At 72.3% G+C, this 19,948-nt stretch carries 15 protein-coding genes; 8 read left to right on the forward strand and 7 right to left on the reverse strand.

Going from position 1 to position 19,948, the window contains the following annotated elements; genetic code table 11:
- Positions 1-180 precede the first annotated feature (180 nt).
- From Apa02nite_RS38070 to Apa02nite_RS38095, 7 genes are all read left to right on the forward strand, one after another.
- Complete coding sequence (locus Apa02nite_RS38070) at positions 181-1,056, forward strand: universal stress protein (protein ID WP_203829370.1); 876 nt, start codon at positions 181-183, stop codon at positions 1,054-1,056.
- 81 nt (positions 1,057-1,137) lie between these two features.
- Entirely contained in the window at positions 1,138-3,483 is a 2,346-nt protein-coding gene (locus tag Apa02nite_RS38075; protein ID WP_203829371.1) for a putative bifunctional diguanylate cyclase/phosphodiesterase, read from the forward strand.
- Between the two features lie 112 nt (positions 3,484-3,595).
- Entirely contained in the window at positions 3,596-3,721 is a 126-nt protein-coding gene (locus tag Apa02nite_RS52055) for a hypothetical protein (protein ID WP_269748377.1), read from the forward strand.
- A gap of 25 nt (positions 3,722-3,746) precedes the next feature.
- Positions 3,747-4,520: an exodeoxyribonuclease III gene (locus tag Apa02nite_RS38080; protein WP_203829372.1), complete on the forward strand. Its 774-nt coding sequence runs from the start codon at positions 3,747-3,749 to the stop codon at positions 4,518-4,520.
- 49 nt (positions 4,521-4,569) lie between these two features.
- Positions 4,570-6,261, forward strand: a complete 1,692-nt coding sequence (locus Apa02nite_RS38085) for a PP2C family protein-serine/threonine phosphatase (protein ID WP_203829373.1) — start codon at positions 4,570-4,572, stop codon at positions 6,259-6,261.
- On the forward strand, positions 6,258-7,310 hold the full coding sequence (locus Apa02nite_RS38090; protein ID WP_203829374.1) for a cobalamin B12-binding domain-containing protein: 1,053 nt from the start codon (positions 6,258-6,260) through the stop codon (positions 7,308-7,310). The genes Apa02nite_RS38085 and Apa02nite_RS38090 overlap by 4 nt, the downstream gene beginning before the upstream one ends.
- Before the next feature lie 376 nt (positions 7,311-7,686).
- Positions 7,687-8,613 carry an ADP-ribosylglycohydrolase family protein gene (locus Apa02nite_RS38095; RefSeq protein WP_203829392.1) on the forward strand — a complete coding sequence of 309 codons (927 nt, stop codon included), beginning with the start codon at positions 7,687-7,689 and terminating at the stop codon, positions 8,611-8,613.
- 131 nt (positions 8,614-8,744) lie between these two features.
- On the opposite strand, the gene Apa02nite_RS38100 is transcribed toward Apa02nite_RS38095, so the two are convergent.
- The 5 genes from Apa02nite_RS38100 to Apa02nite_RS38120 form a co-directional block, all read right to left on the reverse strand.
- Positions 8,745-8,987, reverse strand: a complete 243-nt coding sequence (locus Apa02nite_RS38100; RefSeq protein WP_203829375.1) for a hypothetical protein — start codon at positions 8,985-8,987, stop codon at positions 8,745-8,747.
- A gap of 446 nt (positions 8,988-9,433) precedes the next feature.
- Positions 9,434-10,165 carry a LamG-like jellyroll fold domain-containing protein gene (locus Apa02nite_RS38105; protein ID WP_067696256.1) on the reverse strand — a complete coding sequence of 244 codons (732 nt, stop codon included), beginning with the start codon at positions 10,163-10,165 and terminating at the stop codon, positions 9,434-9,436.
- Positions 10,166-10,231: 66 nt separating this feature from the next.
- On the reverse strand, positions 10,232-10,612 hold the full coding sequence (locus Apa02nite_RS38110) for a DUF6401 family natural product biosynthesis protein (RefSeq protein ID WP_203829376.1): 381 nt from the start codon (positions 10,610-10,612) through the stop codon (positions 10,232-10,234).
- 94 nt (positions 10,613-10,706) lie between these two features.
- Entirely contained in the window at positions 10,707-14,639 is a 3,933-nt protein-coding gene (gene hrpA / locus Apa02nite_RS38115; protein WP_203829377.1) for an ATP-dependent RNA helicase HrpA, read from the reverse strand.
- 64 nt (positions 14,640-14,703) lie between these two features.
- Positions 14,704-15,801, reverse strand: a complete 1,098-nt coding sequence (locus tag Apa02nite_RS38120) for an LCP family protein (RefSeq protein ID WP_203829378.1) — start codon at positions 15,799-15,801, stop codon at positions 14,704-14,706.
- A 163-nt stretch (positions 15,802-15,964) separates the two neighbouring features.
- Between Apa02nite_RS38120 and Apa02nite_RS38125 the strand changes: the two genes are divergently transcribed.
- Positions 15,965-16,345: a response regulator gene (locus Apa02nite_RS38125; RefSeq protein WP_083971723.1), complete on the forward strand. Its 381-nt coding sequence runs from the start codon at positions 15,965-15,967 to the stop codon at positions 16,343-16,345.
- A 41-nt stretch (positions 16,346-16,386) separates the two neighbouring features.
- On the opposite strand, the gene Apa02nite_RS38130 is transcribed toward Apa02nite_RS38125, so the two are convergent.
- Together Apa02nite_RS38130 and gsmA are read right to left on the reverse strand one after the other, a co-directional pair.
- Entirely contained in the window at positions 16,387-18,720 is a 2,334-nt protein-coding gene (locus Apa02nite_RS38130) for an ATP-binding protein (protein WP_239164826.1), read from the reverse strand.
- 78 nt (positions 18,721-18,798) lie between these two features.
- Positions 18,799-19,941 (reverse strand): sporangiospore maturation cell wall hydrolase GsmA, encoded by a 1,143-nt coding sequence (gene gsmA, locus Apa02nite_RS38135; protein WP_203829380.1) that lies wholly within the window; start codon positions 19,939-19,941, stop codon positions 18,799-18,801.
- Between the last annotated feature and the right edge of the window lie 7 nt (positions 19,942-19,948).

Below are 19,948 nucleotides of genomic sequence, written 5' to 3' on the forward strand. Positions count from 1 at the left end.
TTTCCCTCACTTCACCGGCAGATGTCCCAAAGATTTTGCCGTTCACCGTAAACCCTCAACCTGAATGGGTCATCAGGTGGCCACCCGTTGAGGCATTGGTCACCAGTACGTACAGCCCGTTGCGCCATAGATGACGATCGGTATATTGCGAGAACGTTACGGGGAGCGGAGGTTCGACCGATGCAGATCCCGAATCGGCCACCCGTGGTGGTCGGGGTCACCGGAACCGCGGCCGGCCTGGCCGCCGTACGCCTAGCCGCGCGAGAGGCGGTCTCCCGCGGCACCTCGTTGTCGGTCGTGCACGCCTTCACCTGGACGGAGTCCGAGGTCGCGTGGGCTTCGGCCCGTCACGCCGCCGCACACGTCGTCGAGGCGGCGGTCGCCACCGCCCAGCGTTCCACACCCGGCGTCGACGTGCGCGGTCAACTCGTGGACGGACCCGCCGGCCGGGTGCTGCGCAAGCTCAGCCGGACCGCCGTGCTCCTGGTGCTCGGCGACGACGACCTGGCCGCCACCGGCCGGCTCACCGCCGGATCCGCCCTGCTGGAGACGGTGACGCAGGCCTGGTGCCCGGTCGCGGTGGCCCGCGGTCCGCGCCCGCCGTCCGGCCGGGTGCTGGCCGCCGTGGACGGTTCCGCATCATCTGTACTCGCGCTGCGGTTCGCCGGCGAGGACGCCCACCGGCGCGGCGTCCCGCTGGACGTGGTGCACGTGGTCGCACCGGGCCGCGAGGCCGCCGGGCACCGGCTGCTGGACGAGATGATCGCCGCGGTGCCCGGCCTGCCCGCGGCGCGCCGCCGGCTGCTGACCGGCCCGCCGGCGCCGGCCCTGGTCAGCGCGTCGCGCCGGGCCGGGCTGATCGCGCTCGGACCGCGCGGGGCCGGTGGCGCCGCCCGGTTCGGCGCGGTGGCGGGCGAGCTGCTGCGCCGCGGCGGCTGCCCGACCGTCTTCGCGCACGGCCGCCGCGCGGCGGCCCGGCACATCGGCGCGCCCGGATCGGGCCGGGAGACGGAAACCGGGTCGGGGCGGGGGATCGAAACCCGGTCGCTCAACTAGGCCGTTTCCCCTCCGATGCCGATACGCCCATTGCTACGGTGATCAAACCTTATTCTCTGGGCAAAACGGGAGGAATGGCCGGTGCGTTCCGTGCTCCCGCCCGGCATCGCCCGCCGCCAATGGCAAGCGATGGCCGCGATCGGGATCGTGGTGCTCGCGCTCTACGCGTCCCGATCCGCGTCGGACATGGCCTCGGCGAGCCTGGTGACGCTCGGTGTGCTCACCGTGGTGGCGTGCTTCTTCGGGCCCCGCCGCTGGGGCGCCGAGCCGCCGGTGGCCTGGCTGCTGATGGCCGTGGCCGCGCTGCTGTTCCTGGTCGGGCTGGTGATCCGCCCGATCGTCACCGACCTGGCGATGCCGCTGCCGCTGCTCGCCGACGCGGCCAGCTTCACCGCGTACCTGCTGCTCGGCGCGTTCCTGTTCATGCTGCTGCGGGCCCGGCAGAGCCTGGAACGGCACGCCGTGCTGGACGGGCTGATCGTCTGCCTGGCCGCCGGGCTGACCAGCACCCTGCTGCTGGCCGCGCCAGCCGCCGCGATCTCCGGCCGGCCCGCGCTGCTCTCCATCATCCAGGGCACCTATCCGCTGCTCGACGTGGTGCTCGCCCTGCTCGTGATCAACCTGGCCTTCACCACCAAGAGCTGGCCGGTCAGCATGGTCGCGCTGCTGGTGATGATGGTCGGGCTGTTCGTCGGCGACACCGCGTACGCGATCGTCGGCGCGAACGGCCAGATCTACGCGTCGCCACTGCTCAACCTGCCGTACGTGGTGGCGTACACGGCGCTCGGCGTGGCCGCCCTGCACCCGAGCGTGACCGAGATGAGCCGCGCCGACCGGCTGCCGGTGCAGGCCTGGTCCTGGCAGCGGCTGGCGATCCTGCTGCCCGCGCTGTTCCTGCCGTTCGGCCTGCTGCTGACCACCGGCACCAGCGCGGTCTCGCACCGGGCGATGGTCGCCGTGGCCGGCGCGCTGATGGTGGTGCTGCTGCTGGCCCGGGCGATCTCCGCGGTGCAGGCCCAGGTCGCCGCCGAGCTGCACTCCGAGCACCAGGCGCTGCACGACCCGCTCACCTCGCTGCCGAACCGGCAGTCGATGTCGGCCGCGATCGAACGGCTGGTCACCTCGGTCGACACGCACACCACCGAGCGGGTCTGGGTCTACATGCTCGACCTGGACGGCTTCAAGTGGGTCAACGACTCCTGGGGCCACGACACCGGCGACCAGCTGGTCATCGAGGTCGGTCGCCGGCTGCGCGCCGCGGTGCCCGAGTCGGTGCCGGTGGCCCGGGTCGGCGGCGACGAGTTCCTGCTCGCGTTCGTCGGCGACAAGGCCGGCGCGCTGCGGCTGGTGGACGACATCCGCGGCTGCTTCGCCCGGCCGCTGCCGGTCCGTGACACCGAGGTCGTGATCAGCGCGTCGATCGGCATCGCGCACTCGGTCGGCGACGCGGCCCGGTCCGCGGTGACCGCCGAGGCGCTGATGCGGGACGCGGACACCGCGATGTACCGGGCCAAGAGCGAGGGCCCGGGCCGGTCCACCATCTTCGACACCTCGATGCACGAGCAGGTGCGCGAGCGGATCGAGCTGGAGGTGGCGCTGCGCCAGGCGCTCGCCAAGAACCAGCTGCACGTGGCGTACCAGCCGATCGTCCGGCTGGAGACCGGGATGCCGGTCGGCGCCGAGGCGCTGGTCCGCTGGGAGCACCCGGAGCGCGGCTCGATCCCGCCGATGCTGTTCATCCCGATCGCCGAGGACTCCGGCATGATCTCGGAGATCGGTACGTTCGTCCGCAACGAGGCGCTGCGCCAGCTCGGCGTGTGGCGCTCGCAGGGTGTCGTCTCGGAGAGCTTCTACCTGTCGGTGAACGTGTCGCCGCGCCAGCTCAGCGAGCCGGAGCTGCCGCTGGTCTTCTCCGGCGAGCTGTTCCGGTACGGCGTGCCGGCCCAGTGCGTCGCGCTGGAGATGACCGAGTCGGTGATGGTCGACGGCTCCAGCGTCACCGCCCGGGTGCTCTTCGAGCTGCGCCAGCTCGGCGCCAAGCTGCTGGTCGACGACTTCGGCACCGGGTTCTCCGCGCTCGGCTACCTGCGTCGTTTCCCGGTCACCGGCGTCAAGATCGACCGCTCGTTCGTGACCGGCCTGGGCAAGAACGACCAGGACGACGAGATCGTCCGCGCCGTGGTGGCGATGAGCCACGCGCTCGGGCTGAGCGTGATCGCCGAGGGTGTCGAGACGAAGCTGCAGCGCGAGGCGCTCTACCAGGTCGGCGTGGTGAACGGGCAGGGCTGGCTGTGGGGCAAGGCGGTCCGGGCCGAGGAGTTCGCCGCGGTGTGGCACCTGGGCGCGGCGATCCCGGCGATCCCGCTGCCGGTCGCCTCGGTGACCGACAACTCCGGCCGGCACCGCCGCGGCGACGCCGACCGCTGACCGGCGCCCGTTGCCCGCCGGGCGACAAACCCTCCCGGTGGACTGGTGCGACACCGGCGACTGGGGCATTATTCGCTCACGGAGCAGCCAGCGGAATCCCCCGGGAGGCGACATGACGCACCTGATCGGCACCGAGGGCCGGGCGGTCTGGCTGGTCATGCTGCTGCTGATGCTGGCCGGGGGCCTGGCGGTGGCCCTGGTCGCCGCGACTCGCGGAGGCATCCCGCCGCGCCGATGAGCCCGCCGGGCGGCACACTTGACGGATGCGCTTCGCCACCTGGAACGTCAACTCGGTCAAGGCCCGGCTCCCCCGCCTGCTCGACTGGCTGGAGACGACCGCCCCCGACGTGGTCGCCCTGCAGGAGACCAAGGTCGGCGAGGACGCGTTCCCGGCCGGCGAGGTCGCGGAGCTGGGCTACCAGGTCGCCGCGCACGGTCAGGGCCGCTGGAACGGCGTCGCCCTGCTGTCCCGCACCGAGCTCACCGACGTCCGCCGCGGATTCCGCGGCGAGCCCGGGTTCCCCGGCCCGGAGGCCCGCGCGATCAGCGCGGTCGGCGACGGGATCAGATTCCATTCGCTGTACGTGCCGAACGGCCGCACCCCCGACGACCCGCACTACGCCTACAAACTGACCTGGCTGGCCGCGCTGCGCGACGTGCTCGCCGAGGACCTGGCGGCCGGCCCGCTGGTGGTGGCCGGCGACTTCAACGTGGCGCCCACCGACGCCGATGTCTGGGATCCGGCGCTGTTCGCCGGGTCCACGCACGTCACGCCGCCCGAGCGGGCCGCGATCGCGGCGCTGCGCGACCTGGGGCTCACCGACGTGCCGGCCCGGGCCATGAAGGGCGACCACCCGTTCACCTATTGGGATTACCGCGCCGGCATGTTCCACCAGAACAAAGGCATGCGGATCGATCACGTCTACGTCGGCGCCGACCTGGCCTCCGCGGTGACGGATGCCGTGGTGGACCGCGAGGCGCGCAAGGGCAAGGGCCCCTCCGACCACGCACCGGTGATCGTCGACCTCCAGCGCTGACGGCCCGCAAAAGGGGCGTTCCCCGGCGAGTCCCCGTAGGCTGGCATCCATGCCGCTCCGCAGACCTCGGGTTTCGACCGTCCCGGTGGCCACCCCGGCCCTTCTCCGGGCCGTGTTCGACGCCGCCGCCGAGGCCATGCTGCTCTGCTCAGCCGAGGACGACACCGTCCTGCTGGCCAATCCGGCGGCGATCGCGCTGGTGCCCGGCCTGGCACCGGGCGGCCCGCTGGCCGAGGCGCCACTGCCCGCGCTGGTCACCGCCGCCGCCGCGGGCGACGACAGCTTCCGGTCCGACCATCACCACCGATTCTTGTACGGCATGCGCCGCGACCTGGACGCCGCCCACTACGCCTGGTATCTCCGCGACCACACCGACGAGCGGGACCGGACGGTCGCGCTGGAGGCCGAGCGGGCCCGCGCGGCGTTCCTCGCCGACGCCGGTCGCCGGCTCTCCGCCTCGCTGCACCTGCGCCTCGTCCTGCGGACCACCGTCGAGCTGGCCGTCGAGCACCTGGCCGACGCCGCCGTGGTGGTCCTCCCGCCCGCCAAACGGCAGAGCGGCTGGATCCGGCTGCTGCCCGGCCACCCGGTCGAGGAGGGCACCCTCGCCGAACGCAACCTCGCCGACGTCCCCGGCCTGGTCGAGGCGCTGGACGGCTTCCCGCCGATCCCCAGCCGCTGGCTCGACCCGGCTCAGGCGCCCGGCTGGCTCTTCCCGGCCGCGCTCGGCCCGATCGGCGCGCTGCTGGTCATCCCGCTGCCCGGCAACGCCGAACCGGCCGGCGCGCTGATCCTGGCCCGGACCGGCACCCGGACGTTCCAGGAGGACGACGAGGCCCTGACCCGCGTGTTCGCCTCCCGGGCCGGCGCCGCGCTGGCCGCCGCCGGGCTCTACCGCGACCAGGTCGACGTCACCGAGGTGCTGCAGGCCGACCTGCTGCCGCCGGAGCTGCCGGAGACCGAGGGCTTCGAGCTGGCCGGGTCGTACCAGGCGGCCAGCGACGTGCTGCGCATCGGCGGCGACTTCTACGAGGTGTTCGGCCCGTCCGGGGCGAGCACCGACACCATGATCGCGCTCGGCGACGTGTGCGGCACCGGGCCGGAGGCGGCCGTGCTGACCGGCAAGGTCCGCCAGACGCTCCGCGCGCTGCGCGTGGTGCAGGCCGGCCCGGAGACCATGCTGCGAGTGCTCAACCAGGCGCTCACCGAGAGCGGCCGGTCGCAGCGGTTCGTCACCCTGGTGGTCGGCTCGGTCTCCCGGGCCGAGCAGGGCCGGGTCCGGCTCGAGCTGGCCAGCGGGGGCCACCCGCCGCCGCTGGTGCTGCGGACCGACGGCACGGTCGAGGAGGTGCCGGCCCGCGGCACCCTGATCGGCGTGCTGCCGAAGACGACGGTGCACCCGGCCACCGCCGAACTCGCCCCCGGCGAGCTGTGCCTGCTCTACAGCGACGGGCTGACCGAGGCGCGCGGCGGGCCGACCGGCGCCGAGCAGTTCGGCGAGGACCGGCTGCGGCGGGCGCTGGCCGACTGTGCCGGGCTGCCCGGCGCGGTCACCCTGGAACGCCTGCGCCAGCTGGTCTCCGACTGGCTGCACGGCGGGGCCAGCGACGACATCGCCATGCTGGCGGTCCGCGCGCGCACCCGGCCGCCGCTCAGCCTGCGCGGCGGCGGCGTGCCGAACCAGTCCCCGTACCTGATGACCAACCGCCGAGCCGACCGGCGGGTACGCCCCCGCGCATGATCACCTCGATCACCTCGCACCCGCTCGACGACCCCGAGCTGTTCGAGGAATACCTCGCCCTGGTCGGGGACGGCGACGAGGACGCGGCCGTCGCGATCGCCGTGGCGCTGCTCGACGACGGCGTGCCCGCGCAGCGGATCATGGTCGAGTTGATCGGCGGCACCCAGGCCCGGGTCGGTGAGCTGTGGGCCGGCAACGACTGGTCGATCGCCCGCGAGCACGCCGCCACCGCGGTCAACGAGCGGGTGCTGGCCGCCGTCGCCGGCCGCCTGCGGGTCAGCCCGTCGCGCGGCCGGATCACCCTGGCCTGCGTCGACGGCGAATGGCACAGCCTGCCCGCCCGGATCCTGGCCGAGACGCTGCGCCTGGACGGCTGGCGGGTCGACTACCTCGGCGCCAGCGTCCCGGGCCGCCACCTGATCACCCACCTGCACCAGACCGGCCCGGACGCGGTCGCCCTGAGCTGCATGATCCCGACCCGGCTGCCCCGCGCCCACGCCGCCATCACCGCCTGCCGCGCCGCCGGCGTCCCGGTGATCGCCGGTGGCCGCGGCTTCGGCCCGGGCAGCCGCTACGCCGAACGCCTCGGCGCCGACGCCTGGGCGTCCACCGCCGCGGAGGCGGTCGACCGGCTCGCCTCGCGCTGGCCCCCGCCCCCGGCGCCGGAGTTCCCCGGTTCCCCGGTCCGCGACTATCTGGCCGGCGAGGAGTACACCCACCTGGTCCGCTCCCGCGCCCAGCTGATCGCGACCGCGATGCAGCGCCTGGCCGACGGCTACCCACCGGCCCGGGACTACGACGAGTACCAGCGCGAGTCGACCGCCGAGGACTTCGGCCACCTCGCCGACTTCCTGGCCGCGTCCCTCTACATCGGCGAGCCCCAGGTCTTCCTCGACTTCACCCACTGGACCGCGGCGGTCCTGACCGCCCGGCAGGTGCCGATCTCCGCCTTCCGCGGCGGCCTGCACCTGATCCGCGACCAGCTCGTCGACTTCCCCACCGCCACCAGCACCATCGACCAGGCCCTGGCCAACCTCCCCACACCCTGACCGCCGGCGACCCGCCGTGCACCCGGCGACCCGCGGTCCGCACCCCCGCTCCCGGCCGCCGGTGGTCCCTGTCCTCCCCCGAGGTGGGCATCCGGTTCCGGCACCTGTTCCGGCGCGGGCATGCGGGGGGACCGGTTCCGGCCACACGGTACGTCGTGGAGCACGCGACGTTCCGCGTGCCAGCACGGCACCGGCGCGAGTCGCGGCCCCGGCTGGCCCTCACGGCCCTTTTCCGGCTGTCACAACGGCCGTCAGAACCAGCTGAACCCGACCGGCTCGCTCCGACGGCGCAAGCACCACCGGCACTCGCCGGGACGGGAGGCGCGGGGCAACCCGGTGGCGCGGGTGGGCCGGGTGGGGCGATCATCGGGCCGTGATGAATCGGGTGGCCGCGGTGGCGGCGATGCGGGGGCTGGCGCTCGGGGACGCGTTCGGGGAGGCGTGGCTGCTCCGGCCCGCCGACGGGCTGGAGAGCGCGGTTCTCGAGCGGCGGCTGCCGGACGGGCCGTGGCCCTGGACCGATGACACCGCGATGGCGCTGTCCGTGCTGCGCACCCTGGACCAGCACGGACACATCGACCAGGACGTGCTCGCCACGGCATTCGCCGATGCTTACGCCGAGGACCCGTACCGTTCCTACGGCGGTTCCATGCATGAGGTGCTGCGCGCGATCGGCCAGGGCGAACCGTGGCCGGTCGTCACCCGGCGCAAGTTCGGCGGGATGGGGTCCTGGGGCAACGGCGCCGCCATGCGGGTCGCGCCGCTCGGCGCCTGGTTCGCCGACGACCGGGACGCCGTCACCGTCCAGGCGACCCGCTCGGCGGAGGTGACACACGCCCATCCGGAGGCGGTCGCCGGGGCCGTCGCGGTCGCTCTCGCCGCCGCGGCCGCCGTCCGGGGCGCACCGGCCGGCGACCTGATCACCACGGTCGCCGACGGCACGCCGGACAGCGAGGTCGCCTCGCGTCTGCGCCGCGCCGCCCGGATCGCCCCGTCCGCCGACCCCCGGCACGTGGCCGGCATGCTCGGCTGCGGCGAGCAGATCTCCGCGGTGGACACCGTCCCCTACGCGATCTGGTGCGCCGCCCGGCACCTCGACGACCTCACCGAAGCCCTGTGGGCCACCGTCCTGCCCGGCGGCGACACCGACACCACCTGCGCCATCGTCGGCGGCATCATCGCCGCCCGCACCACCCTGGCCGGCATCCCCAGCGCCTGGCTCACCGCCTGCGAACCCCTGCCACCCTGGCTGACCCCCGAGCCCGGCACCGCCGCGGACGACGACCAACCACCGCCCGACTGATCGCCGGCCACGACCGCAAACGATCACGGGCCGGGTGACCACGAACGATCACCCGGCCCGTCACCGACGATCAAAGCCGGTCACCGGCTGATGACCGATGACGATCACCAGCTGGACACCGGCCGCTGGGATCAGCTGCGGCGGAAGGCGTAACTGCGCCCGCCACCGGCCCCGGCAGCCCGCCCGGACCGGGCCCGCTCCGACCGCTGCCGAGCAGCCAGCCGTTCATCCCGGGCACCGTGATGCGCCACCTCGACCGCACCACCCTGCCCACTGTCCGCACCGGACGACACCGGCCGGGCCAGCGCCGCCGCGATGTCCCGGCGCGCGAGTTCGTCACGATCCGGTCGTACCGAAAAAGCTTCTGCAGGCATGCCGCCACCTCCAGGGAAATCAGAGTCTGATGCCCGGTCCGGGGTCCAGGCGAACCCGGCGCCGATCCATCCGCCTGGAGCGGCGGGAATGATCGAAGGCCGGCAGAAAGGCGACCGCAACGGACCTCCAGGCATCCCCATCGGACACCGAGATCAGCAGGTAGTGCGCAGGTCGCCAGGCGCGAATCACAGCATGCCGCCAACCTATGCCCGCCGGGAAAGCCCCGCCACTGATTTATCCAGCACCCGCGGCACCCACCCTGACCAGGCAAGGTTTTGGGCGGGGCCGGCCCACGCAGGGATCAAGCCTGACCGCCCGGAGTGGGCCGGCCCCGCCCGGAACCGTCCCCGTCGCGGAACCGAAAGCACGCCGCGCAGCCGAAAGAACACAGCACAAAGCCAAGCGGGCCAGCCCGCAAAGGGCCGGCCCGCATGATGGAAAAGAATCAGCCCACCTGGATGTAAACGTCGTCCAGCTGCCCGTGGTACATGTCGCTGGACGCCCCGAAGTTCGGCCCGCCCACCCGCAGCGGCATGGTGTTGTCCACCGCGAGCGTCGCCGGGATCGTCACCTTGGCACCGGCCTCCCCGTCCACCGAGATCGACAGGCTGGTGGCCGACCGCTCACAGACGATCTTCTTCCAGGCGCCGTCGGCCACCGGCTTCGCCGAGGTGGCGCTGAAGGTCTGCCCGGTGCCCTTGCCGGTCATGATGCACTGCGCCCGCCCGGTCTTCCCGGTGAGCTGCAGCTTCCAGACGCTGGCGGCGCCGGCCAGGCCCTTCTGCATGATGTTCGCCTTGCCGCGCAGCTGCGCCGCGGTCACCCGGACGCTGGCCGCCCACCGGAACGTCCGGATGCCCGGGTTCAGGTCGGGCGCGTTCGGGGCCTCGAGCAGGGCCCGCCCGCAGGTGCCGGTGGTCGGGCACAGGGCGGGGAAGGAGGCGTACCGTCCGGCGCCCTCGGTGTTGATCGCGACGGTGCCGTTGTCGGCACTGCGGACCGTCAGGCTGGAGCCCTTGCCGGACAGGTCGGAGATCTTGCCGGCGACCGCGCCGCCGTCGAAATTGTAGCGAGCCACCAGTGTCGGTGGCTGGTCCACCGAGGGCGCGGCGACCGCGGGGGCGGCCAGTGCCGGGACCGTCAGAAGAACCAGAGTCGTGAGCTTGAACATCCTCATGTCCCAGAAGATGCCTCATCGTGCCGGTTTGTGGGGTAAACAACCCGACTAAGTAGATCGTACGGGTCAGAGAAGACCCGCGGACACGGCGATCTGGCACACAGCAACCAGTCGCAGGAGCGGCCAACCGGCGTTGGTCCATTCGGCCACCGTCATCGGAGCCTCGCCCGCGGCGGGCAGCGGACGGCGCATCCGGACCGCGGCGAAGGCGATGCTGCGGGCGTACGCCGCCAGCCCCTCGGCGTCGATCGCCCGGTCCGCGTCGTGCAGCGACTCCCGGATCGCGGCCGCGTGCTGGTCGACGGTGGCGAGCAGACCCGGCTCGGCGAACGCGGCGGTGAGGCCGTCCACGCCCACCCGGGCCATCATCTCGTCGAGGTACGCGTCGGCGGAAACGGTGGCGATCGGGGCGGCGATCGGGGCGAAGGCGATGCTCTCGTTCGTCATGGGAGAGACGTTATGGGGTGCCGCCCGGTCACGACAGGGACGTGACCGAACGGCACCACAGGCGCACCGAGCTGCACCTGAACGGCCCGCCGGGCTAGAGCGGCAGCGCGTCCATGGCCTTGAATATGCGCTTGTCAGAGACCGGGTACGCGGTCCCCAGCGCCTGCGCGAAGAAGTTGATCCGCAACTCCTCGAGCATCCAGCGGATCTCCCGCAACCCCTCCGAGGCCGGCCCGCCGACCGGTGCCTCGGCCTTCAGCTCGCGGTACTCCGTCTCGATCTCGTGGAATTGCGTGGTCAGCTGCCGGTCCCGCCCGGCGCCGGCCGCGAGCCGGTCCAGCCGGTGCACGATGCCGCGCAGGTACCGCGGCAGGTGGTGCAGCTGACGCCACCCGGTCTCGGTCACGAACCCCTGGTAGACGAGCCCCTTGAGCTGGCCACGGATGTCGGCGAGCGCGGGCAGCAGCGCCGGGTCCTTGACGACCCGCAGTCGCTGCTCCACGTCGTACGCGGAGGAGAGCACGGCCTGGACCTGGGTGACCACGTTGGCCACCGCGTCGACGAGGTCCTCCCGGACCGTGTCGCGCAGCGACGCGAACTCCACCGACGACCAGACCGGCCCGCCGGCGTCCGCGACCAGCTTGTCCACCGCCGCGCCGGCGCAGTCGTCGAGCAGGTCGGCGATCGACCGGTACGGGTTCGACCGGGACAGCTCCAGCTTCGCCCGGTTGTCCAGCCGGCCCTGCAGGAACCGGGCGGCCGGCGGCAGCGTGAGCAGCAGCAACCGCCGGGTGCCGGCTCGCATCGCGACCTGCTGCTCGGCCTCGGTCTCGAACACCTTGACGCCGATGCTGGCGCCCTCGTCGACCAGGGCCGGCCAGACGTTGACCTGGTAGCCGCCGCGGGTCTGCGCGACCCGGCGCGGCAGGGCGCCGAAGTCGTTCGTGGTGATCCCGGTGCGTTCCAGGTTGCCGGCCGCGCGGGAGATGGTGGCCTGCACCTTGGGTGCCAACTGGCGCCGGAGCACCTCGATGTCGCGGCCCTCGGCGACCACCTCGCCGTGCTCGTTGATCACCCGGAAGTTCATCCGCAGGTGGTCCGGGACCTGGTCGGGGCGCCAGGCGTCGCGGGGCACCACGGTGCCGGTGAGCCGGCGCAGCTCGGCGCCGATCGCGTCGGGCAGCGGGCCGCGCCGGACCGGTGCCCGGTCGAGGGCCGCCTCGGCCCAGTCCGGCACCGGGACGAAGCTGGTGCGCAGCGCCTTGGGCAGGGCCCGGATCAGCGCGACGACCACGTCCTTGCGGAATCCGGGCACCGACCAGCCGAAGTCGTCCGCGTCGATCTTGTTGATCAGGTCGAGCGGCACCTTCACGGTGACGCCGTCGGCGTGCGAGGTCGGCTCGAACTCGTAGATCAGCGGCAGTTTGACGCCCGCCGACATCCAGGCGTCCGGGAACGCGTTCGGGTCGACGGTGTCGCGGCCCGCGTTGACCACGTCATCGCGGGTGAAATGCAAGAACTGCGGATTGTCGTGCTTGGCCTTTTTCCACCAGCCGTCGAAATGGCGGGAGGACACCACTTCAGCCGGGATGCGCGCGTCATAGAGCGCATACACCGTCTCGTCGTCGACGGCGATGTCCCGGCGTCGCGCGCGATTCTCGATCTCGGTGATCTGCTTCAGCAGGCGCTGGTTGGCAGCGAAGAACGGGTGGTGCGTCTCCCAGTCACCCTCGACCAGGGCGTGCCGGATGAACAGGTCACGGGCCGCCTCCGGGTCGACCTTTCCGTAACCGACGCGGCGGCGCGGGATGATCGGCAGGCCGTACAGGGTGACCTTCTCGAACGCCATCACGGCGCCCAGCCTGCGGTCCCAGTGCGGTTCGCTGTAGGAGTGTTTGACCAGGTGGGGGGCGAGTTTTTCGGCCCACTCCGGCTCGATCCGGGCGTTCACCCGGCCCCACAGGCGGCTGGTCTCGACCAGCTCGGCCGACATCACCCAGCGTGGCTGCTTCTTGAACAACGCCGAGCCCGGGAAGATCGCGAACTTCGCGCCGCGGGCGCCCAGGTATTCACGTTTGTCGGTGTCCTTGAGCCCGAGGTGGCTGAGCAGACCCGCGAGGAGGGCGGTGTGCACCGGTTGCGGCGCGACTCCGGCTTCCCAGTTCTCCTGGAAGGGCAGATCGAGGGTACGGACGACCTGCCGCAGCTGGGCATAGATGTCCTGCCATTCCCGGATCCGCAGGTAGTTCAGGAACTCCGACTTGCACATCCGGCGGAACTGGTTGCCGGAGAGCTCCTGCTGCTGCTCGCGCAGATAGCGCCACAGGTTGAGGTAGCTGAAGAAGTCCGATTCCTTGTCGGTGAACCGGGCGTGCTTCTCGTCGGCCTGCTGCTGCTTCTCGGCCGGCCGCTCCCGCGGGTCCTGCAGCGACAGCGCGGCCGCGATCACCATCACCTCGGCGACGCACTCCTGCTTGCCGGCCTCGATCACCATCCGGGCCAGCCGCGGGTCGACCGGCAGCTGGGCCAGCTGGCGGCCCATCGGGGTGAGCTTGCGGTCCTCGAGCGCGCCGAGTTCCTCGAGCAGCTTCACGCCGTCGTTGACGTTGCGCTTGTCCGGCGGGTCGATGAACGGGAACTTGGCCAGGTCACCGAGGCCCAGGTTGGTCATCTGCAGGATGACCGAGGCCAGGTTGGTCCGCAGGATCTCCGGCTCGGTGAACTCCGGGCGCCCGGCGAAGTCCTCCTCCGAGTACAGCCGGATGCAGATGCCGTCCGAGGTGCGCCCGCAGCGGCCCTTGCGCTGGTTCGCGCTGGCCTGCGAGACCGCCTCGATCGGCAGCCGCTGCACCTTGAGCCGGCTGGAGTACCGGCTGATCCGGGCGGTGCCCGGGTCGATCACGTAGCGGATGCCGGGCACCGTCAGCGAGGTCTCGGCGACGTTGGTGGCCAGCACGATCCGGCGGCCGGTGTGGCGTTCGAAGACCTTGTGCTGCTCGGCCGCGGAGAGCCGGCCGTAGAGCGGGACCACCTCGGTGTTGCGCAGGTTCTTCTTGTTCAGCGCCTCCGCGGCGTCCCGGATGTCGCGCTCGCCGGAGAGGAAGACCAGGATGTCGCCGTCGGTCGGCAGCTCGTCGACGGCCGCGCTGATCCCCTCGAGCTGGTCGATCGGCTCCTCGCGCAGTTCCTCGTCGTCGAGCACGGTCGTGGTGACCAGCGGGCGGTACCGGACCTCGACCGGGAACGTGCGCCCGGACACCTCGATCACCGGCGCCGGTTTCCCGTTCGCGTCGGCGAAGTGCTCGGCGAACCGCTGCGTCTCGATGGTCGCCGAGGTGATCACGAGCTTGAGGTCGGGCCGCTTCGGGAGCAGCTCGCGCAGGTAGCCCAGGATGAAGTCGATGTTGAGGCTGCGCTCGTGGGCCTCGTCGATGATCAGCGTGTCGTACCGCCAGAGCATCCGGTCGGTCTGGATCTCGGCCAGCAGGATGCCGTCGGTCATCACCTTGACCAGGGTGTCCTCGCTCACCTGGTCGGTGAACCGGACCTTGTAGCCGACCGTCTTGCCGAGCGGCCGGTCGAGCTCCTCGGCGATCCGCTCGGCGACGGTCCGGGCCGCGATCCGGCGCGGCTGGGTGTGCCCGATCTGACCGCGGACGCCCCGGCCCAGCTCCAGACAGATCTTGGGGATCTGGGTGGTCTTGCCGGAGCCGGTCTCGCCGGCCACGACCACCACCTGGTGGTCGCGGATCGCCGCGGCGATGTCGTCCTTGCGGGCGCTGACCGGCAGCAGCGGCGGATAGGTGATCGGGGGCACGCCGGCGATCCGGCTGGCCAGGCGCGACTGCGCCCGGTCCACCTCGGCGGCGATCTCGGCGATCGCCGCAGACCGGGCGGTGTCCTCGCGGATCCGCCTGGTCCCGTCGAGGCGGCGCCGGAGCCGGTGTTCGTCACGGGGCAGGAGCTGGGAGATCCGGTCGCGAAGCTCGTGCGCGGGAGCCGGAGCGGGAGGAGGCGTTATCGACATGGCGCGACAAGAATAGGCGGATCCGCAGCGGAACGCCTGGTGATTAACGCCGCCCTCGGCCCGGTCAGTTGCTGGCCGTGCTGTCCGGGTTCGCCAGCAGCCACTGATCGATGGTGTCGTTCTTGATCGCGGCGAACATCGCGGTCGAGGCGTCGTAGTCGAGATCCACCGCGGAGCCGGCCGGCGTCTTGAGGTTCGACGAGGCGTACGGCACGGTCGCGAACGTGATGTTCGCCGGACGGATGTCGCGCACCGCCAGGGTCAGGTCACGCAGGTCGAGGTTCTCGTCGACGGTCAGCGAGTCGGCCGCGATGCCGAGCAGCGAGTCCAGGGCGAGCGGCTTGAACAGCATGTTGTTCTTGGCCACCTTGGCGATCACCGCCTTGACCACGAGCTGCTGGTTGCGGATCCGGCCGAAGTCGCCGCCGGGCACGTTGTAGCGCTGCCGCATGAACTCCTCGGCGACGTCACCGTCCATGTCGTGGCAGCCCTGCTTCCACTCCCGGGCCGAGAACGTGGACTTCACGTCGTACGGGACGCAGACGTTGACCCCGTCCACCGCGTCGACCAGGTCCACGATGCTGGCGAAGTTCGCGATCATCGCGCCGTCCAGCGGGACGCCGGTGAGCTTGCGTACGGTGGCGGCGGTGAGCGCCGCCCCGCCGAACGCGAACGCCGCGTTGATCTTGTTCTTGCCGCCCTTCCAGCTCCCGCCGGCCGGCACGTCGACGTAGCTGTCCCGCGGGATCGAGACGATCGTCGCCTTGTCCCGGCTCTTGGCGATGTGCACCAGCATGATGGTGTCCGACCGTTCGCCGATCGGGCTGGTCCCGCCGGGCTCGATGGCCCGCGAGTCGGAGCCGAGCATCAGCAGGTTCAGCGCGCCGGAATCCCAGTTCTCCTTGCTCTGCTCGGCCTCCCCGGCCGGGGCGGACGGCAGCAGCGCGGCCCGGTCCACCTTGCCGGAGTACCGGCTGACCAGCAGGTACCCGCCACCGACCACGCCGGAGACAACGACCACCAGCAGCACCGAGAGCACGATCAGGGCTTTCTGCCATCCCGGCCGTCGCCGGAAGCGCCCCTTTCGTCCGGTCGGGGTCTCGGTGGCCGGCTCGGCGGTCGCGTCGGGCGCGGTACCGGGATCCTGATGATCTGAATTCACCCGCCTCACTGTCGGGGCGGCGGGCCCGCCGGTCAAGCCGGAGGCCTCCCCCGTTCAGCCCTTTCGCACCGGCCGACGCGGCCGGTGACATCCCGTTTCCCCGGGGCGCCCTGGATCGATATCCCGGATGACGGGATACCGAGTAACCGAATCGAGGTCGAGGGTGATCGTTGTCGCAGAGGACCACGACGACATCCGGTACGTGCTCAAACGCTCTTTGGAGCGGGCCGGGCACCGGGTGGTGGTGGCCGCGGACGGAGCGGCGGCCCTGGAGGCGATCCGGGAGCATCGGCCGGATCTGGTGGTCACCGACGTCGACATGCCGCAGATGACCGGGCTGGACCTGTGCCGGGCGATCCGGGCGGACGACGACCTGCGGCACATCCCGGTGGTGGTGGCCAGCGGGTCGCTGATGCCCGGGGACAAGCAAGCCAGCGACGCGGGTGCGTCGGCGACACTGCTCAAGCCGTTCGTGCCGGCGCAGCTGCTGGCCCTGGTGGCGGCGCTGCTGCCACAGACCGCCAAGGACGGTGTCAGCGGATAGGGGTGCCGGTCAGCCCGGGTGCCGGTCAACCCGGGTGCTGGTCAGTCCTGGTGCTGATGGTCGGGCACCGGGGCGTGCAGGCGGGCCGCCGCCGGGTCGTGCGACGACGGCGCGGCGGACGGCAGCGCGCCCATCCCGGGCAGCCGGCTGTCCAGGACCGCGGCCCGCTCGGCCAGGGCCCGGTCCAGCGCGGCGCGGACCTCGGCGTCCTCGTCCCCGACGGGTTCGGCCGGAATGTGGTTCATCGTGTCGTCCTCTCCGACGGCCGCGGCCGGCAGGGTGAAGTGGAAGCGGGTGCCCCCGCCGGGGTTGTCCTCGACGCCGATCTCGCCGCCGTGCCGGTCCACGATCCGCTGGCAGATGGCCAGGCCCAGGCCGGTGCCGGCATAGGCGGCCGACCCCTGCGCCCGATGGAACGACTCGAAGATCCGGGCCTTGTCCGGGTCCGGGATGCCGATCCCGGCGTCACTGACCTCGATCTGCGCCCAGCCCGGCGCCGCCACGCCGGACGTGACGGTCGCGCGCGGCACGGCGCCCGGCCGGACGTACTTGAAGGCGTTGCCGATCAGGTTGTCCAGCACGTGCCGGAGCATCGCCGGGTCGGCCCGGACCGCGGGCAGCGGCTCGACCGACCACTCGGGTTCCGGCCCGCTGCCGCGCAGCGCCGCGGCCCGCTCCTGCAGCACCTCCCGGATCAGCGGCTCCAGCGCGACGTCGCCGATCCGCAGCGGCGCGTCCCGCGCGGTGCTGTACGCCAGCAGCGTCTCGATCAGCGTGTCCATCCGGTCCACCGACCGGATGATCCGGCTCAGCGAGTACCGCAGCTCCTGCTCGTCACCGGGGTCCTCGATGGCCAGCTCGCAGTGCCCGCGCACGATGGCCAGGGGTGCCTTCAGGTCGTGCGCCACCACACCCGCGAAGATCGCCAGGTCCTTCTCGTACCGGCGCAGGTCGGTGATGTCCCGGGAGACCGCGACCGCGCCGCGCAGCCCGGCGCTCGGGTCCAGCGGCCGCCCGTCGACGCTGAGCAGCACCCCGTCCGGGCGCCCGGCGTTGCGGATGAACACCTCGACCCCGTCGGTCTGCTCGCCGTGCAGCGCCCGGATCAGCGGCATCTCCTCCAGCGGCATCGGGGTGACCCCGTCCGCCCGGTACGCGCCGTAGTGCTCCTGCCAGGTCTCCGGGTGGCCGCCGACGTCGTCCACGCCCATCAGCCGCCTGGCCGCCGGGTTCTCCAGCAGCACCCGGCCGTCGCCGTCGACGACGCTGACCCCGTCACCGAGGGTCGTCATGATCGCGCCGAGCAGCCCGGCCTGTTTGCGGCTCTCCACCTCGGCGGCGCGCAGCTCGGCGGTGGCCTGCTCGACCCGGGCGCGGGCCCGGGCCCGGCCGGTGGCCAGCACCAGGACCAGCCAGCCCAGCAGGCCGGTGAGGATCAGCCCGCCGGTCAGCACGATGACCGGCAACCGGCTCCCGGCGCCGGGCAGCCGTGCCGAGTCGGCGCGCAGGCCGAGCTCCCAGACGTGGTCGGCGACCGGGACCGGATCCACCCGGCTCAGGTCCGGATCGCCGGGGACGCTGAGCCGGGCCACCTCGGCGCGGCTGCCGTCGCTGTTGACCGCGACCAGGCTGCCGTCCAGCTGGCCCTGGCTGACCGTGTCCAGCACCCCGGCCAGGAAGTCGCCGCCGCGCAGGCCGAGGACCACCCAGCCGCGGAACACCGGGTCGTTGGCCCGGGTCCAGACCGGCGCGGCGAAGACGAACGACTGCTGCTGCCGGCCCGCGGGCAGGCCGCGGTCACGGACCAGGACGTACGTGTCGGAGACCGTGGGGCGCATGGTCTCCTCGGCGGCCCGCAGCGCGGCGGCCGGCTGGGGCACCCCGCTCAGGTCGGTTCCGGTCCGGCCGGCGCCGTCCTGCTCGTTCAGCAGCCGGGTGAAGACCGGGAAGTAGTGGTCGTCGCGGCCGGGCTCGGGACGCAGGGTCAGGTCGGTGGTGCCGGCCGCGCGCCAGTGCGCCTGGGCGGCCGGGATCTGCGCGGTGGTGACCGGCACGACGTACGCGACGGCGACCGCCCCGATCAGCCCGGCGGACGCCAGCGGCGCACTGGCCAGGTCGAAGTCCGCCCAGTTCAGCTCGTCACCGGCGGCGATCCCGGCGGCCGTGGTCTCGAGCAGGGTGCGGTACCGGTCGGTCTCGGCGCGGACCGCGGCGAGGGCCATCTGCGCGCGCTGGTCCATCACCCGCTGGCTGCCGTCGTGTTGCGCGGTGCGCAGCCCGGCCACCACGAACAGGGTGGCGAGCACACCGCCGAGCACGACGGCGGCCGCCAGCGCCGAGCCGGTCCATCGGCTCCGGACCCGTCCCGCAGTCACCCCTCGCTCCACCATGAGGAGCGTAAGCCGCACAACGCCCCCGTCGGCCTGACTTCGGCCAATGGGGGCGCGGCGGGGCTATTTCCAGGTGTCGTACTGATAAAGGTTGTAGGTCGCCATGATCCCGGTGACCTTGGTGTAGTAGTTCGGGTCGGTGGCGTAGCCGGCCTTCCACACCTGCCAGATGAAGTTGTTGGCGTCCTTGGTGTAGACGAACGCCGGGGTGTACCGCTTGTTGACCTTCAGGAAGTTGCCGTGGTCGCGGAACGAGTGGGTCATGCTCGCGTAGGTCCGGAACGCGTCCGCGGTGGCGAAGCACTTGCCGGTCTTGTCGCACTCGGTGGTCTGGTAGACGTGGCAGCCGCTGGCGATCGTCCCGTACCCGCCGCTCTGGCACTTGATCCCGAAGTAGTTCTTGTCGACCGAGGCCAGCCCGCTCCGGCCCCAGCCGGACTCCAGCACGGCCTGGGCGATGGTGACCGACGGCGGGACGCCGTACTGGCGCCAGCCGAGCTGCGCGCCGGGTACCGCCGCCGCGATGAACTGGGCCGGCGTCAGGGCCGGTGCGGTGGTGGCGGGCGTGGTGGCGGGTGCGGTCGCGCAGGCCTTCAGGGTGGCCGCGACGACGTACGCGTGCGACACGTACATCCCGTCGGTCAACCGGTCCCACTGGCTCGTGGTCCGGACGGTCCCCCGCACCGAGGTGCCGGGCACGGCGCAGACCAGCTGCACCGCCGCCCCGTTCAGCACCTTGCGCACCGAGGCGCCCCGCGTCGACGGCGCGGTACGCACGTTCACGCCGCCGTCGGCCGTCTTCACCCTGGCCACGACGTACCCCGGATCCTGGGTCCTGGGTTTGGTCCTGACCTTCTCGGCGGCCGGCGTCCCGGAACACGACGGGATGCTCCGCGCGCTGGTGATGTACGAGTGCGACACGTAGTACCCGCTGCTCAGCTTGTCCCAGGCGGTCGTGGTGCGCAGCTTGCCGCGCACGTTCTGGCCGGTGACCGAGCAGACCACGGTGATCTTCTGGCCGTCGTGCAGGGTGCCCTTCACCGCGGACGCCAGCGACGGCGTGGCCCGCACCTTGAGCTGACTGTTCACGTCGACGACGGCGGAGACGCCGGCTGCCTGCGCGGCCGACGGGGCAGCGCCCAGCCCGGCCCCGGCGGCGAGCACCAGCAGTGCGCCGGTGAGCAGTCGTCGGGAGCTGTGCCTCATGAAGATG

This window comes from Actinoplanes palleronii (assembly GCF_016862315.1).
Classification (GTDB): Bacteria; Actinomycetota; Actinomycetes; order Mycobacteriales; family Micromonosporaceae; genus Actinoplanes; species Actinoplanes palleronii.